This is a genomic window from Megasphaera sp. MJR8396C (assembly GCF_001546855.1).
GTDB lineage: Bacteria > Bacillota > Negativicutes > Veillonellales > Megasphaeraceae > Megasphaera.
In genome coordinates this window covers 18,754-34,025 of sequence record NZ_KQ958203.1, presented here as the reverse complement: position 1 = coordinate 34,025, position 15,272 = coordinate 18,754, and the positions used below count along the sequence as shown (strand labels likewise).

Sequence of the window (15,272 nt, the reverse complement as noted above, 5' to 3'; positions counted from 1 at the left end):
GAGGTGATATACATGAGCATGGCCGATACACAATACTTGAACATCGTCGAAAATATCCTCGACCACGGCTACTTCGACAACAACCGCACGGGCGTGCGGACCTACAAACTGCCGCATCAGATCATGCAGTTCGATTTAGAAAAGGAATTTCCCATCCTGACGACGAAGTTCGTCGCCTTTAAGACGGCCGTCAAAGAAATCCTCTGGATTTGGCAGCTCCAAAGTAACGACGTGCGGGAACTGCAGAAGATGAACTGCCACGTCTGGGACGAATGGATGCGGCCTGATGGGACCATCGGCAAGGCCTACGGCTATCAGATCCGCAAATATAAGCAGGTCGATAAGCTCTTGGATATGTTGAAAAATGATCCCCAGAGCCGGCGCATGATCGTCTCCTTGTGGAACATCGAAGACTTGGATGACATGGCCCTCCAACCCTGCGCGTACCAGACCTTGTGGGACGTCACCGACGGCCGCTTGAACTGCATGCTCATCCAGCGCAGCGGCGACATGGGCTTAGGCGTACCCTTCAATATGACCCAGTATGCCGTCCTCATCCACCTCATCGCCCAGTCTGCCGGCCTTCGCCCAGGCCTCTTTACGCACGTCATCAACAACGCCCATATCTACGAAAACCACGTCGAAGCCATGAAGACCCAGCTGGCACGGCGGGACCAGGCGATGGACGCTCCCAAACTGATACTCAACAGCGACATCCACGATTTCTATGGCTTTACGCCGGATGATATCCGCCTCGACGATTATCAGCATCTGGGCAAACTTTCCATGGAGGTAGCCGTCTGATGATCCACCTCATTGCTGCCGTCGACCGACAGCTCGGTATCGGCAAAGACAACGACCTTTTGTGCCATATTTCAGCCGACTTGAAGCGCTTTAAAGCCCTCACCATGAATCACACGATGCTCATGGGCCGCAAGACCTTTGAAAGCCTGCCCGGTGTCCTGCCCGGCCGTCCCCATTGGGTCCTGACCCATAATGAAGGCTATCACACCGACAGTCCGGCCGTGACCTTGTTTCACAGCCCGGAAGCCATGTGTCAGGCCATGAACGATGGGGAAGACTACTTCGTCATCGGCGGGGTCGCCATGTACCGTGCTTTTTTGCCTTTGGCCGACAGCCTTTATTTGACGGAAATCGACGAAGTCTTTCCCGATGCCGATACGTTCTTCCCTGAGTGGAAGGGTGATGACTGGACGGAAATAGAACGAGAAGTCCATGATAGGGAGAATAATAATAAATATAAGTTTGCCTTCGTTCATTATGTAAAAAAATAAGGGAATAACGGGAAATTTACTTATATAAATTCGATTGACATTAGCAATCTGTTATGTTACACTAACAAAAGAGCTATAAGGTAGCACTTGCTATGGATAGCTGTAATTGTTTTGATTTTTAGGAGGATTTATCATGCACGGTAAAGTAAAATGGTTTAGCGCAGAAAAAGGTTATGGCTTCATCGAAAGAGAAGACGGCGGCGACGTTTTCGTTCATTTCTCTGCCATTCAGGAAGATGGTTTCAAATCCTTGGCCGAAGGTCAGGAAGTTGAATTCGATATTGTTGAAGGTGCGCGCGGACCGCAGGCAGCTAACGTAGTAAAAGCTTAATCGGAAAGTATAACACATAGACCTTTTGGACCGGTAATCATCGTGATTACCGGTTTTTTGCGTCTTCAAGACCGTCGGTTGCGCTGTACGAAATTGGCTTATATGTATAAATTAAAGAAAATTTCGTATAAATACTTGATAAAGAAAATCTCTTGTGCTATGATATAGCCATCAATAAGTTATAGTTTTACTGGATGAGAGGATGGATATACATGAAACACGCCAACAGCTTTGTCGATTATACAGCCGAAGAATTGAAGGGAATCTTATTATTAGCCGATAAAATCAAGAAGAATCAAGACGCTTACAGCCATATTCTCGATGGTAAAAAATTATACACCTTGTTTGAAAAGACGTCTAACCGGACTTACTTGTCCTTTTCCATCGGCATGGAAGAACTGGGCGGCAAGGCCTATAATCAGCTCTGGAAGGACAGCAACTTTACCATTGGCGACCTCATGAGCGAAGTCAAATACGTCTGCCGCAACGTCGACTGCATCATGGGCCGGTTCAAGAAGGCTGAAACGACGGAAGGTTTCATGAAATATGCTACGGTCCCGGTCATCAACGGCTGTGACAATACTTTCCATCCGTCCCAGGCCTTGGCCGACATGCTGACCCTTTATGAAAAGACAGGCCGTTTTGAAACGAAGGTCCTCTATATCGGGGCCAAGAACAATACCTATAACTCGCTCAGTGAAATCGTCGTCAAATTGGGCGGCACCATGTACGGGCTGACGCCGTTCAGCCAGGTGACCAACGTGCCGGCTGACTTCTACGATACCTTAACGGCGACGGGCCACTATAAAGAACTGCCGACGGATATCTCCAAAGAAGACCTCAAAAAAGTCGTCGCTGACGTCGACTGCGTCTACACCGATACCTGGGTCGACATGGAATTTTTCACCAATCCCGACTACGCCGAAAAGAAAAATCAGATCATCAACATGATGATGCCCTATCAAATCGACGCCGACCTCATGACAGGGACGGATACCATGGTCTTCCACGACATGCCCATCCATCCGGGCTATGAAATCACCAAAGACGTCATGGAAACCCATTTGGAAACGATCCTCGACGAAGCCGAAAACAGACGGCACGCCGAAAAAGGCCTCTTGGTCTACCTCATGACAGGTAAACTGGACTGGTAATCGCGAAACAAGGGACGGAGATACAAAGGAGGCGTTTCCAACAATCACTTCCTACGACTTATCCATCCATTGAAACATAGACCCAGCCGTCAAGGACTGAATGCTGTCCCTGGCGGCTGTTTTTTCGCTGGAAGCGGAGTTGACAAATCGATGAATTTTATTTACAATTACTTAGGATACTAAGAAAGGAGACGGCCATGATATCTCAGCATCGCCATACGGGCAGCTATGTCAGCAAGCTGTCCAACAAGCTGCGCCGCAAACTGGATATGCTTTCATCGCGCGGCGAGTTCAGCGGCTCCCAGGGACGGGCCCTGCACTTTTTACTGGCCCAAAAGGAAGACGTCTTTCAAAAAGACGTGGAGGAAGAATTCAGCATTCGGCCGTCGACGGCAACGGAGCTCTTAAAGCAAATGGAAAAGAGCGGCCTCATCGTCCGCGAGGCGGCAGCCCATGACAACCGCTTAAAAAAGATTGTCTTGACGGAAAAAGCACTCCAGTATAAAAAACAAGTAATCGACGATTTGACCGCCTTAGATGAAACACTAGTCAAGGGCATTTCCCAAAAGGACTTGCAGACCTTCATCAAGGTCGTCGAGAAGATGATGGATAATCTGGCTGAATGAGATGACGGCCTGTTATCCATTCTTTTTCAGTAAATACTTAGGAAACTAAGATATAAGAGAAAGGTGAGGAGTCTTCATATGAAGGAAAGAAATGATTTTTCGACAGGGAAGTTATTTCCCATGATTTTGAAATATTCCGTTCCGGCGGCGATTTCCCTATTGATTACGGCTATTTATAACATCGTCGACCGGGTTTTTGTTGGAAACTTCAACGGTACGTCGGCCTTGGCCGGCCTTTCGATTTGTTTTCCGCTTTTCTACATGATGATGGCCTTCGGCCTTACCTGCAGTGCCGGCGGTTCGTCGTTGTTCAGCTTGTTTGCCGGAAAAGGGGAGCAGCAAAACATGAATCGCGCCTTTGGCAATTCCCTAATCTTAGTCGTCGTTTTTGAACTGCTGTTGACGGCTTTTTTGCTTCTCTTTGCCGATCCCATCTTACAAGTCTTCGGCGTCACCGAAACGGCTTATGAATATGCCCTGGCTTATTACCGTATCGTCGCCTTGGGCTGCCTATTTCAAGGGCTGAGTCAGGTCTTTTGCGACTTTGTCCGCGTTTCCGGAAAGCCCATCATGGGGATGTGCGTTACGGCCATCGGGGCTGTGACCAACATCATCCTCGACGCCGTTTTTGTGGCCGGTCTCGATTGGGGTGTCACCGGCGCCGCTTGGGCGACGGTTATCGGCCAGCTTCTTTCGACCCTCTTCGGAGCCTACCTCGTTTGGAAGGGTCATACGAAAGTCGAGATCAGCCGCGATACCTTTGCCCTCGATGCCTGGCTGTCGAGAACGATCATCTCCTGCGGCTTTGCCTTTTGGATTGCCCAGATGGCCATGGGCCTCATCAGCCTGGTCTATAACAGCCAGTTGGGGCAGTACGGCGGCGATACGGCCATCAGTGTCTACGCCGTCGTGTCCAGTATGATGACCTTTGTCATCATGCCGGCTAGCGGTATCAGTCAGGGCATTCAGCCCATTGTCGGCAACAACTTTGGCGCCGGGAATTACAAGCGCGTCATGGCCACCTTGTATCAGGCTTCGGCCTTTTCCGTGGCCATTACCTGCGTCATCTGGGTCATCGTCATGGTCTTTCCCGAAGCCATTCGGGCGGCCTTCGGGGCCTCGGAAGATATGATGGCTATCGGCGTTCCCGGACTGCGGGCTAACTTCTGCATCACTCCCATTTTAGGCTTTGTCATGCTGGTGACGACCTTCTTCCAGTCCATTGCCAAACCGGCGCCGTCCATCGTCATCACCTTCTTACGGCAGATCCTGTTCCTGATCCCCCTCATCTATATCCTGCCCCTAGTCTGGGATATCAACGGCATCTTCATGGCTCAGCCGGTCAGCGATGCCCTGGCCCTAATCATTTCCATTTTCTTCGTCGTCCGAGAAAAAAGGCATCTCTACGGCCTCCTCAATCATAAGGGCGAGGCTAGTCTGATGCCTTCGTGACGTAGATTATCGCATACAAAAAAGCTGTCCATCCAGGACAGCTTTTTAGGATGAAGGCAAGAGGTCAGCTAAAATAGAGGCAGACCAGGGGCAGGGTGATGATGGAGCAGATGGTCGTCACCAAGGTCATGCCGGCAGCATAATCTCCGGCGGACCGCTGGTTTTGCGCCAACATGACGATGGCGGCCATGCTGGGGAGGGCCGATAAGAGGCTCAAGGTGATGGTGATGTCGGTTCGAATGCCCAGCAGGGCTGCCAATTCGTAGAAGAAGAGGGGAAAGAGGCACATCTTGACCAGGACGGCACCGTAAAATTCTTTTTTGCCAATGTATTTTTTGACTTCGATAAAACAGAATAGACCGCCCATATAAATCATGGCCAAAGGCGTCGTTATCGAGCCGGCTTTGGTCAGGGCCGTATTGACCGGAAGCGGCAGATGGACGTCCAGGAAGATGCCGATGACGGCCAGGGTGACGGCGATCGTTGCCGGATTGACCATCTTTAACAGCCGGCTGGCGATGGACATAGCATTTTCTTTGTCCGTCGGCGCCGTGAGATTGACGCCTACCGTCCACAGCAGGAGTTGGTCGACGACGGTGAACAAGGCGATATACAGCATGCCATGTTCGGGAAAGACAGCAGCTACGATGGGGATGCCCATGAAGCCGATGTTGCCGAACATAGAACAGGCGCGATAGACATGATTTTCATTGCCCGTAAGCCCGAAAATGCGTGCCAACAGTCGGCAGAGCGGGTATAATAAAATGTACATCAGGGCCGTCGCCGCCACGACGGGCAGGTCGCCGATAAACTGCTCTCGCGTTGCTCCATTGAGGGTATTGGTAAATAAGAGCAGCGGCAGAGATATCTTGGTGATGAATTGTGATAAGACACCGAGCGATCGAGGGGTTAAGACGCCCATGCGCACGCCTATAATGCCGATGAGGATGTAGATGACGAAACCGATGATCTGTCCTAAGACGATAGAAAAGTAATCCATGGGCCAGTCTCCTTTCTTAAAACGTCCTTATTTTATCATGCCTGACCGGCCCTGACTAATGAAACCTTGGGCCTTTGCCATGAAAAAAAGTAATGAATAAGGAGAGCAATCATGGATCTTTCGAAGATACGCTATTTTTTAGAAGCGGCACGGTTATGCAATTTTACGCAGGCTGCGCACAACTGTCATATCGCCCAGACGACGATGACCAAATATATTACCAACTTGGAGCGCGATTTAGGCTGTCCGCTGTTTTACCGCGAACATCGAGGTGTGTCATTGACAGCCGAAGGACGCCGTTTTTACGACGGCATGCGGGACATTTGCCGGTCCTATGAAAATCTGCGTCAGTCTTTGCGGCGGAAAGAACATAGGGAAATCCGCTTGGGGATGGCCATACAGGAATACGTCGAAGTCCGGTGGCTGCGCCGTTTTGAAGAAACCTTCCCGGAATATAAATTGTATTTTAGTTTTGACGAAACGGTTGATTTGGAAAATAATTTAGCTGACGGAATCCTCGACGGCTTCGTCTTTTCCGATGCCCAGTCGGTAAAGCGATCCTTTGCGTACCAGCGATTATTTGCCATTGACCAGTCCCTCGTCTGTGCCAATTCCTTATGGGACCGCTATGGGGCCATCGACGCCGTCATCGGTCATTCGCCCTTTGTAACGAAGTCGGACCGACGCGATTATGTGGACAAGGTTCGTCGGAACTGCTGCCACGTTTTCAATCGCGGCTTTGAGGAAGTCCGGCGATGTAAAAATTTGTCAGAGCAGCTCTTGACGGTCAGTATGGCTCAAGGTTTTGCCGTACTGCCCATCCATCAAGGCGAGGCCTATCCGGGACTCAAGGTCATCCCCTTAGGCGATGAATTTACAGAACATGCCGTCCTGGCGTATCGACAGGACGGCATGACGGAAGCGCTGCAGCATTTCTTAACTTTTTTTGCGGGGATGCCATAGTTCGCTCAAGGCGACGCCGCCGAGGATGAGAACGGCGCCGACCCACTGCATGGGTGTCAGGACTTCCCCAAGGATGAGAGCTGACAAGAGGAGGGCCGTGAAGGGCTCGAAGTAGCCGCAGATGGAGACGCTCTGGGCCGACAGGCGCTGGACGCCGGTAAAATAGAGGGCGTAGCCAAGGCCGGTATTGATGAAGCCTAATAAGGCCATGTAGGACATGTCTTGGATAGTCAGATTGACGTCCGGTGTCGGTAGATTGTAGGTGACGGCGCCGACGAGAATGGAGGCGATGATGAGCTGACAGGCTGGAGCAAAGAAGCCCGTCAGGGGCTTTGCCTTTTTCATGACGACAATCAAGAGGGCAAAACAGACGGCGCCGAGAAAACCGCAGGCCACGCCCCAGGAGAGGCCGTGGGCCTGAAAGTCAGCCCCGTTGATGGCGATGATGCCCAAGGTGACCAGTACCATGGCCGTGACTTTGGGGACGGTGAAGGGCTCTTTAAAGACGAAGCGCGATAAAATCATGATCAGGATGGGTCCAATATAGCATAAGAGCGTGGCCAGGCTGACGCCAATCTGTTGGTAGGCCTCATAGAGGAAAATCCAGTTTCCGCCTAAAAAGACGCCGGCTAAGACGAGGAGCAGCCACTCCCTGGGCGGCATCTGATAGAGGGTTTTCCATTCATGGCGAAATCCCGTCAGGACCAGTAAAAACAGGCTGCCCAGAACCGTTCGGGTCAGGACGATTTCATAGCTCGACAGGGGAATGTGGCTGGCGACGATACCGTTGGTCCCGTAAATCACCGTGGCCAGCATGAATTTTAAATAGGCGTCTTTCATAAAGATACCTCCCTTCACGTTTCTTTTTTAAATATAACATATTTATAACGGCCTGTCTGTAAGGAAAATGCTGTAAAACGTTTATCTTTACGGTTTTTTATTTTGGACAGTATTTTTTTCAGTGAAGGACGAAGGTGTTGACAAAGAAATTTTTCTGTGCTAGAATCCTTCTCATAGCAAGACTTAATTACATATTCAGATTACCGCCGGGTACGTTCAGACTATTCCAGTAGGCCTTAGCAGGAATAGTGTGGACGTGCCCTTTTTTTGTAAAGGAGGAATTTCTATGGCATGGATTTATTTACTTATCGCCGGAATTTTGGAAATGGGCTGGGCCGTTGGCCTGAAATATACCCATGGATTTTCAAATCTCGTTCCCAGTATCCTTACGTTGATTAGCATGGCAGCCAGCTTCCTGTTTTTGAGTTTGGCCCTGCGCGACCTTCCTATCAGCATGGCCTACGCCATCTGGACAGGCATCGGCATCGTCGGTACGGTGATTGCCGGCCTCATCCTGTTCCAAGAAACACTGACCCCTTGGCAGTCTCTGTCCGTGGTCCTGATCGTAGCCGGCCTGATCGGTCTGCGCCTAACCAGCGGGGCCTGAGTCCTTGGAGGAGCTTGTCTGCAGCCGTATTCCCAGCCTTGTGATTGTGGTATAATAAAAAAAACGCCGACTATCGCGGCAGAGAAGAGAGGGAATCATCATGAGTATGCAGCATCAAGAAGAAATTACGTGTCCTGCTTGCCAAACGAAGGGAAATTTCACCGTCTGGGACCGTCTCGACATTCAAGACAACCCGGAAATGAAGGACAGCATTGCTTCTTTGGAAGTCTTCCAATATCATTGCCCCCATTGCGGTGCGACGGTAAATGTCGACTACGGATTCTTATATCACGACAAGGATCGTCACTTCATCGTCTTCTTTGCACCGACAGCTGATTTTGAACAGCGTGCTGACCTTGACATGAGCGAAGGACAGGAAGCTTTTCGCGCCATGCAGCAAAACGAAGGCTACATCTTCCGCTTAGTCCGGACGAAAGAAGATTTGTTAGAAAAAATAACCGTCTTTGAAGCCGGCCTCGATGACCGCTTGGCAGAATTGACGAAAACGGCAGCCCTGGCCCAATTTAAAGCACAAAATCAGTCCTTTGATGTTACCAGCTGTCACTTTGTCGTTCAGGACGACGGTTCCCTCCGCCTGGTATTCTTCAACAACGCATCGGGAGAAGGCGCTTACATCGGCTTTAATGACAGTCTCGCTCCTTTGTACCACCAGTTTGAACAATCCTTGGCCGACAAGTTGCCCCAGGAAGAAGCGGCACTGGCCCGCATCGATTCGGCTTGGACGCAGGATTTCTTACATGCCAACGTATATAATTAAAAAGGAGGGATTCCTATGTCCCAATTAGTCGTCGTCATTCAATGTGATATCGTCACCAAGCGCTGCAGCGGCTATGCCTGCATGAATACCTTCGTCAACCGTGTTGATACTATGGCTGATTATCCGCCCGATACGCGGTTTCTCATGATGACCTGCGGCGGCTGCTGCGGTGCCGGTATCTCGGCAAAACTCGAAAATTTGGCGCGGAAGATGAAGCGCTACGGCGATGAAAAAGAAAACGTCACCATCCATTTTGCTTCGTGCGTCGTCTCCGACTCGTATCACCGACCGCCCTGTCCCTTCCGCAATTACATGGCTCAGATCATCGAGCGCAAGGGCTATCCCTTAGTCCTCGGGACCTATCTTTCAAAGTCTACGGAAGCCAAACGGAAGAAGGGCGTCTATCGTGAATGGTAAGATAAACAGATGGCTTGCGGCAGGCCTTATGGGGGCAGTGCTCCTAGGCCTGCCTCTTTTTACGCAGCCAGCCGTTCAGGCTGAAGCCGGCCCAGATCTTGGGACCATCGAAAAAGCCTCGTGGCAGGTAAAACCGGCTTACGAACAACCCCTTCTCGACGTGCCGGCCGGCGCTGATACGATCATGGGGCCGGCGACAATATCTCCGGAACAGATGGTTCATTTTATCCGCAAGCGCAATGAAAAGCCTAAATTGAATGCTCCTTTGGAAGACGTCGTACAGGCCTATTATGAAGAAGCGGGCCGCGAAGGCATTCGTCCCGATATCGCCCTTTGTCAGGCGTTGAAAGAGACGGGCTACTTTGCCTACGGCGGCGACGTATCGCCGGAACAGAATAATTTCTGCGGTCTCGGCGCCACGGGAAACGGCGCTCCCGGAGCCAGTTTTGCCACACCTCAGCTCGGCGTCCGGGCTCATATCCAGCACCTTTTGGCCTACGCCAGTACGGAGCGGCCTAAGACAGAGATCGTCGATCCCCGGTATGAACTCCTCGTTCATAATCATCCCGAACTTTTCGGCAAGGTGACGAAATGGACCGGACTTAACGGTCGCTGGGCCGTTCCCGGCAAGCACTACGGCCAGGAAATCCTTTGGATGTGGACCGAAGCCCAGACGCCCGACGGGAGCGACGACGATTTGCTGACGGGCTTTGAAAGAGTCATCCTCCATCGCGACGACCCGTCTTCCTATCTCTATCGGGGCATTTTATTCTTCCATCAGGGATACTACTGGCTGGCCGAAGAGGACTTCCGAAAGGCCCTGAAGAAAAACGGCAAGTCGCCGGCAGCCTGGTACGACTTGGCTTTGGTACAGCAAAAAAGAGGGAACCTCGACGCAGCCCTTGACAGTTACGATAAGGCTATTGCCGTACGGCCTGAGTTTTTAGAAGCCTGGTATAATCGAGGAATTTTGGCGATGGGCCTGGGAAAGAATCAAGAAGCCCTGCGTTCGTTTCAAGAAATCCTTCGCTTTTCGCCCCAATCAGCTGACGCCGCCAACGCCATGGCGGTCGTCTACTTCAAGCAGGGAAAATACGATGCCGGCCGTCAAACCTTAACGAAAGCCGGACAGATCAATACAACTAATGAACGCGTGAAAGCCAATCAAAAACAGCTGCAAGCCTACGATAAAAAGTAGGTCTGCAGCTGTTTTGCTGTATTTAGGATTTCATGGAAATTTCGGTATCGATAATTTTTTCGATGATGTCGGCGTGGTGGGTAGCGATGATGAGGGTCTTGCCGGCTTTTTTCAGGCTCGGCAGAAAGTCTTCCAACCAGGCAAGGCCGTCGGCGTCGAGATAGCTTTCGGGCTCATCCATAGTCCAAATCTGGGGGTTCATGGCCAGAATGGAGGCGATGGCCGTCCGCTTCTTTTCCCCGCCGGACAGGGAATACGGCGCCCGTTCAGAAAGTTTCGTCAGGCCCAGGAGGTCCATGGCGTCGTCGACCCGTTTTTTGATCTCGTCGGCAGGAAGGCCCATTTGAACGGGACCGAAGGCCAGTTCTTCACGGACACTGCTGCAAAAGAGCTGGGAATCGGGATGCTGCCAAATATAGCCGATGCGTTGGTGAAACCATTTGGAATACTTGTGGTCGCGCATCTTGGCTGCCGTAATGACCGTACCGTCAAAGGTATAGGTCCCTTGTTGGGGGAAAATCAGGCCGTTCAAGAGCCGCAGGAGGGTCGACTTTCCGGCACCGTTGGGACCGGTGAGGAGGACGGCCTGTCCGGGCTCAATGGTTTTTGTCAGGTGACTGAGTATGGGTCTGTCGTCGTAGGCAAAACAGACGTCGTCGAGAATAATCATGAAAGAACTCCTTCCAAGCGGACGAAGAGGTAGACGTAAGATAAGAGCATTAAAAGCAGCACGCCCGTCGCCGGGGACAAGGGGCGTTTTTTTCCGTCATCATAGACTTGGTATTCACCGGTAAAGCCGCGGCAGCGCATGGCTTCATAGAGATCCTGGGACAGGCGCTGGGATTTTTGCAGCATAATGCCGGCGACGCCGCTGAGGGCTGCTTTTTTATCGGGATTTTTGCCGACGGAGCGTAGCTTCAAGGCCGTCAGGAGTTCGGCCGATTCCTGGCCGAGAATGGCGATGTAGCGCAGGGTCGTATCCAAAATGAAGATGATCAGGGACGGAACGTGAAAGGCCCGCAGGGCCGCCGTCAGTTTGTGCCACGATACATTTTGCTGGAGGAGCATCAGACCGAGGACGGTGAGACAGGTCTTACAGGGCAGGAGATAGACGTGTTGGCCGTTGCCGAGAAAGAAGGCCGGTGCCACGATGACGGCGCAGACGGCGGAAGCGGCCAGGGCTGCGGCTAAGGTCGTGCGCAATTGACGGCCGGGATGGAAGGCCAGGAGTACCAATTCACCGGCCAGAACAGCCCACAGAAAGGCCATGGTCCGACAGAGGACTACGAGCAGAATCATCATCAGCGTCGTGACCAGGGCCGGGCCGGCGCCGACGGCCCAACGGGACGGACCGTGCTGCTGACGCAGGGCCTTTAAGATGGAAACTAAACGCAGGAGGGAGCGGGAAATGAAATAATCCCGGTCACGGCCGGGATTATAGTTTTCTTCACGCTGCGCCCATTCAGGGAGCTTCATGGGTCAGGCCTCCTAATGCTGGGACGGCGTGTCGAAGGACGGCTTCGCCGGCAGGAAGGATGCGATGACTTTAAAGATGATGATTAAAAGCGCCGTGCCGATGAGGGCTGAAAGGACATAGCCCAAGGCGTCGGGGAGTCCGGCAATGGCGTAATCCGGCATGAGAACGTCAAAGGAGAAGCCATTTTCCATGCCCGACGGCGTATAGCCTAAGGCCGAGCCGAAGAAATCCGTTTCTGCCAGTTCTTCGACATCCCATTCACCCCAAGCCGTACCGGCGGCCAAGAGGCCTAAGGGCGTGGCTAAGATGAGGGCGCCTAAGAGTCCGAACAGGGATTTGCTCGATGAAGCCGGTGCAGTCATTTGGAATAAATCAGGCGACGTCTTTTTGAGGTAAGCCAGGACACCTGTCGTAAAGATGACTTCGGCCAAGCCAAAAATCGTGATATGGCCGATCATCATGGCCGGAATCGAAATCGACAGCGGATAGGGACAGTACAGTGCTTGACCGGCTGCATCGGTGAAGAGCAGAGGCTGGATGCCGAATTCAACGGCAGCACAGAAGGCGGCGACGTTGATGCCGACGTAAGAGCCGATGCCGGCGGCAATAATATCCGAAGAGATGAGTTTCTTTACGCCGTGATAGACGAAATATCCCGTAAAAGGCAGGGCAAAGGCCATGTTGAAACTGTTGGCGCCAAAGGCTAAGATGCCGCCGTCGCCAAAGAAGAGTGCTTGGATGAGCAGGGCCACACTGACGGCCAGACAGGCTGCGTACGGTCCGAGGAGGATGGCGATGAGCGTGCCGCCGACGGCATGACCCGTCGTACCGCCCGGAAGGGGAACGTTGAACATCATGGCCAAAAAGGAGAAGGCCGCGGCTACACCGAGGAGGGGCAGCTTTTCACGAGGCACCGTTTCCTTGACCTTACGGATCGATAACAGCCAAATGGGAACCATGACGGCTCCGAGGATGCCGCACGTCGAAGGGCTCAGATAATTCTCAGGGATATGCATTGATAATAACCTCTTTTCCACGAATAATTTAATATAGTATTATTTTACTGAAAAAAAGGAAGAAATATAAGCCCATAGGGGGGATACAAAATTATTCTTCTTTCATGATAGCCTTAGAATCTTGAGATAAGACTTTGCTTAGAAGTGTTTTAGTCGGATGAAGCCGAGTCAAACATTTCCGACTAAAAATAATGTAAGCGCCGTTGTTTTCTCTCGATTAGAAAATCTGTTTGCATAATATAGTCCTGAGTTGGGGCGGGGGCAATTTTTTTCTTGTACCGCGAGGAATTTTGCGTTACAATAAGGAAGTATTGGGGCATTAGCTCAGCAGGGAGAGCGCAAGGTTCGCAATCTTGAGGTCAGGGGTTCGATCCCCCTATGCTCCACCAATTTGACATAGGAACCCACGCAGCTCGTGCCGCGCGGGTGTTTTTTTACGAATTCGACGATGTGCTTTTCGCGCCTTTTCGGCGACAGAAAGTGAGTATAGACGATGATTGACTATCATGAAATTTTATCCCGTATGAATCCCAATCAGCGGATCAACTACGATACGGTCTACCAGCTAATGGCCAAGCGCTGGCAGCAGGACGGCGTCAAGCCCCGCATCCTGCTCCATTCCTGCTGCGGCCCCTGCAGTACGGCCGTTTTGGACCGCCTGGTTGAGGTTGCCGACGTGACGGTGTATTTCTTCAATCCCAATATCCATCCCGAAGCCGAATACAAGCGGCGGGAATGGGTACAGCAGCAGTTCATTGCCGAGTATAACGAGAAGACCGGCCACGATGTCCACTTTTTGGCCGCCCCTTATGAGCCGAAGGATTACTTTGAAGCCGTAAAAGGCCTGGAAGACGAGCCGGAAGGCGGCGCTCGCTGCCGCGTCTGTTTTGAGATGCGCATGAAGGCCGCGGCTGAAAAGATGAAGGAACTCGACTACGATTACTTCACGACGACCTTGACCGTTAGCCCTCATAAAAATTCACAGGTCATCAATGACGTCGGCCGGGAGATTGAAGAAGCATACGGCATTGCTTACTTGCCTACAGATTTCAAAAAAGGCAACGGATTCCTGACGTCGACCAAGATGGCCGAAGCCTATGATCTCTATCGCCAACCCTACTGTGGCTGTATCTTTGGCGCTCGCAGCCAAGGCCTCGATTTAGAAGCAATCGGCAAAGAAGCAGAAGCCTTTTTAGCCGATAAAGAGAAAAATAAATAAGTGATATTTTGCTAAAGTCCTTTCGAAAGAAAGGGCTTATTTTTATGGATCATGTTCCAATATTACAATTAAAATACGATTAAAATAAATAATAATAATATATTTGTGTGGATTTACACTTAGATTTGATTTACAATATAAGTAAATAAAACAAATTATGTTGATTGGAAGTGGAGTCTATGAGTAAAGAGAGACAGAATATATTGCGGGCCTGTATCTTGACCGTACTGATGGCTATGCCTGTTGCCGGTATCTGTTCGGCGTCTTATTATCCTTGGACCGATGAGAATGATATCGGTGGTACATATGAAATTAAAGGTAGAGAACATGCCATTTACTTTGATGAGAGTGAAAAAGCTGTTCAAGCTAAAAATGACGTAACTATCACCAATGGGCCAGAAGCTGATTTGGAGAACAATAATGATACAATGTCTATCATTTCAACTAACCGGGCAGATGGGAATTCCTTTACCTTCGACATGAATGGAAAGAATCTTACTGCTGGCGACTACGGCTCATTTATCAATTTGACAGGTGGGAGCAATAATAAGGCGGAGATTGTGAATGCTTGGAATATCACCGGCACCACACATAAGGCTAATCTCATATATGCCGTTGGATCAGGGCATAAGATTTCCTTAGATGCCAGGAATGATATTCAGTTGAATAAAAAGAGGTCTGATTCACCGGCAACTCTTATTTCTATTGTTGGGGATAATCTCTTTCATCTATCGGCTGGTCGCGATGTGACTATGACAAATGAGAATCCTACGAATATACTTAATCTTAAGGATGGAGGAAAGGCGAAGGTGCAGGCCGGTCGTGACTTATTGTTTAACCAGGCTAACGTAGGAGGCTATCCAATAATTGCCATGAGCAATGACTCCTCATTGGAGATG

17 protein-coding genes and 1 tRNA gene are annotated in these 15,272 nt (G+C 50.8%); 13 read left to right on the top strand and 5 right to left on the bottom strand.

What is annotated here, in order from left to right; all coding sequences use genetic code 11:
* Positions 1 to 12 precede the first annotated feature (12 nt).
* The 6 genes from HMPREF3201_RS08580 (at position 13) to HMPREF3201_RS08555 (ending at position 4,858) form a co-directional block, all read left to right on the top strand.
* The gene (locus HMPREF3201_RS08580) at positions 13 to 804 is read left to right on the top strand and encodes a thymidylate synthase (protein ID WP_062412666.1); all 792 of its coding nucleotides are present in this window, start codon (positions 13 to 15) and stop codon (positions 802 to 804) included.
* Complete coding sequence (locus HMPREF3201_RS08575) at positions 804 to 1,295, top strand: dihydrofolate reductase (protein ID WP_062412665.1); 492 nt, start codon at positions 804 to 806, stop codon at positions 1,293 to 1,295. Before HMPREF3201_RS08580 ends, HMPREF3201_RS08575 begins: the two co-directional genes overlap by 1 nt.
* A 130-nt stretch (positions 1,296 to 1,425) precedes the next feature.
* Entirely contained in the window at positions 1,426 to 1,626 is a 201-nt protein-coding gene (locus HMPREF3201_RS08570) for a cold shock domain-containing protein (protein WP_197408288.1), read from the top strand.
* Between the two features lie 212 nt (positions 1,627 to 1,838).
* Positions 1,839 to 2,780, top strand: a complete 942-nt coding sequence (locus HMPREF3201_RS08565; RefSeq protein WP_062412663.1) for a Rossmann-fold NAD(P)-binding domain-containing protein — start codon at positions 1,839 to 1,841, stop codon at positions 2,778 to 2,780.
* 197 nt (positions 2,781 to 2,977) lie between these two features.
* Positions 2,978 to 3,406: a MarR family winged helix-turn-helix transcriptional regulator gene (locus HMPREF3201_RS08560; RefSeq protein WP_062412662.1), complete on the top strand. Its 429-nt coding sequence runs from the start codon at positions 2,978 to 2,980 to the stop codon at positions 3,404 to 3,406.
* 78 nt (positions 3,407 to 3,484) lie between these two features.
* On the top strand, positions 3,485 to 4,858 hold the full coding sequence (locus HMPREF3201_RS08555) for an MATE family efflux transporter (protein WP_062412661.1): 1,374 nt from the start codon (positions 3,485 to 3,487) through the stop codon (positions 4,856 to 4,858).
* A gap of 64 nt (positions 4,859 to 4,922) precedes the next feature.
* On the opposite strand, the gene HMPREF3201_RS08550 is transcribed toward HMPREF3201_RS08555, so the two are convergent.
* Positions 4,923 to 5,858, bottom strand: coding sequence for an AEC family transporter (locus tag HMPREF3201_RS08550; RefSeq protein ID WP_062412660.1), 936 nt, complete (start codon positions 5,856 to 5,858; stop codon positions 4,923 to 4,925).
* Between the two features lie 111 nt (positions 5,859 to 5,969).
* Here HMPREF3201_RS08550 and HMPREF3201_RS08545 point away from each other — a divergent pair, with 111 nt between their 5' ends.
* A complete protein-coding gene (locus tag HMPREF3201_RS08545) occupies positions 5,970 to 6,821 on the top strand; it encodes a LysR family transcriptional regulator (protein WP_062412659.1) in 852 nt (283 codons plus the stop codon).
* On the opposite strand, the gene HMPREF3201_RS08540 is transcribed toward HMPREF3201_RS08545, so the two are convergent.
* A complete protein-coding gene (locus HMPREF3201_RS08540; RefSeq protein WP_062412658.1) occupies positions 6,795 to 7,661 on the bottom strand; it encodes a DMT family transporter in 867 nt (288 codons plus the stop codon). The two genes, HMPREF3201_RS08545 and HMPREF3201_RS08540, sit on opposite strands and share 27 nt — an antisense overlap.
* A gap of 286 nt (positions 7,662 to 7,947) precedes the next feature.
* On the opposite strand from HMPREF3201_RS08540, the gene HMPREF3201_RS08535 reads away from it, so the two are divergent.
* From HMPREF3201_RS08535 to HMPREF3201_RS08520, 4 genes are all read left to right on the top strand, one after another.
* The gene (locus HMPREF3201_RS08535) at positions 7,948 to 8,268 is read left to right on the top strand and encodes a DMT family transporter (RefSeq protein WP_062412657.1); all 321 of its coding nucleotides are present in this window, start codon (positions 7,948 to 7,950) and stop codon (positions 8,266 to 8,268) included.
* Between the two features lie 100 nt (positions 8,269 to 8,368).
* Complete coding sequence (locus HMPREF3201_RS08530) at positions 8,369 to 9,046, top strand: CpXC domain-containing protein (protein WP_062412656.1); 678 nt, start codon at positions 8,369 to 8,371, stop codon at positions 9,044 to 9,046.
* A 15-nt stretch (positions 9,047 to 9,061) separates the two neighbouring features.
* On the top strand, positions 9,062 to 9,463 hold the full coding sequence (locus tag HMPREF3201_RS08525) for a CGGC domain-containing protein (RefSeq protein WP_062412655.1): 402 nt from the start codon (positions 9,062 to 9,064) through the stop codon (positions 9,461 to 9,463).
* On the top strand, positions 9,453 to 10,661 hold the full coding sequence (locus HMPREF3201_RS08520) for a glucosaminidase domain-containing protein (protein ID WP_227166398.1): 1,209 nt from the start codon (positions 9,453 to 9,455) through the stop codon (positions 10,659 to 10,661). The genes HMPREF3201_RS08525 and HMPREF3201_RS08520 overlap by 11 nt, the downstream gene beginning before the upstream one ends.
* A gap of 22 nt (positions 10,662 to 10,683) precedes the next feature.
* Here the strand turns inward: HMPREF3201_RS08520 and HMPREF3201_RS08515 are convergent, their stop codons facing one another.
* The 3 genes from HMPREF3201_RS08515 to cbiM are packed head-to-tail and all read right to left on the bottom strand — an operon-like array spanning position 10,684 to position 13,154.
* Positions 10,684 to 11,331 carry an energy-coupling factor ABC transporter ATP-binding protein gene (locus HMPREF3201_RS08515; protein ID WP_062412653.1) on the bottom strand — a complete coding sequence of 216 codons (648 nt, stop codon included), beginning with the start codon at positions 11,329 to 11,331 and terminating at the stop codon, positions 10,684 to 10,686.
* Entirely contained in the window at positions 11,328 to 12,137 is an 810-nt protein-coding gene (locus HMPREF3201_RS08510) for an energy-coupling factor transporter transmembrane component T (protein WP_062412652.1), read from the bottom strand. The genes HMPREF3201_RS08515 and HMPREF3201_RS08510 overlap by 4 nt, the downstream gene beginning before the upstream one ends.
* Positions 12,138 to 12,149: 12 nt before the next feature.
* Positions 12,150 to 13,154 (bottom strand): cobalt transporter CbiM, encoded by a 1,005-nt coding sequence (cbiM, locus tag HMPREF3201_RS08505; RefSeq protein WP_062412651.1) that lies wholly within the window; start codon positions 13,152 to 13,154, stop codon positions 12,150 to 12,152.
* Positions 13,155 to 13,467: 313 nt separating this feature from the next.
* On the opposite strand from cbiM, the gene HMPREF3201_RS08500 reads away from it, so the two are divergent.
* A tRNA-Ala gene (locus HMPREF3201_RS08500) sits at positions 13,468 to 13,543 on the top strand.
* A gap of 104 nt (positions 13,544 to 13,647) precedes the next feature.
* On the top strand, positions 13,648 to 14,373 hold the full coding sequence (locus tag HMPREF3201_RS08495) for an epoxyqueuosine reductase QueH (protein WP_062412650.1): 726 nt from the start codon (positions 13,648 to 13,650) through the stop codon (positions 14,371 to 14,373).
* Positions 14,374 to 15,272 lie beyond the last annotated feature (899 nt).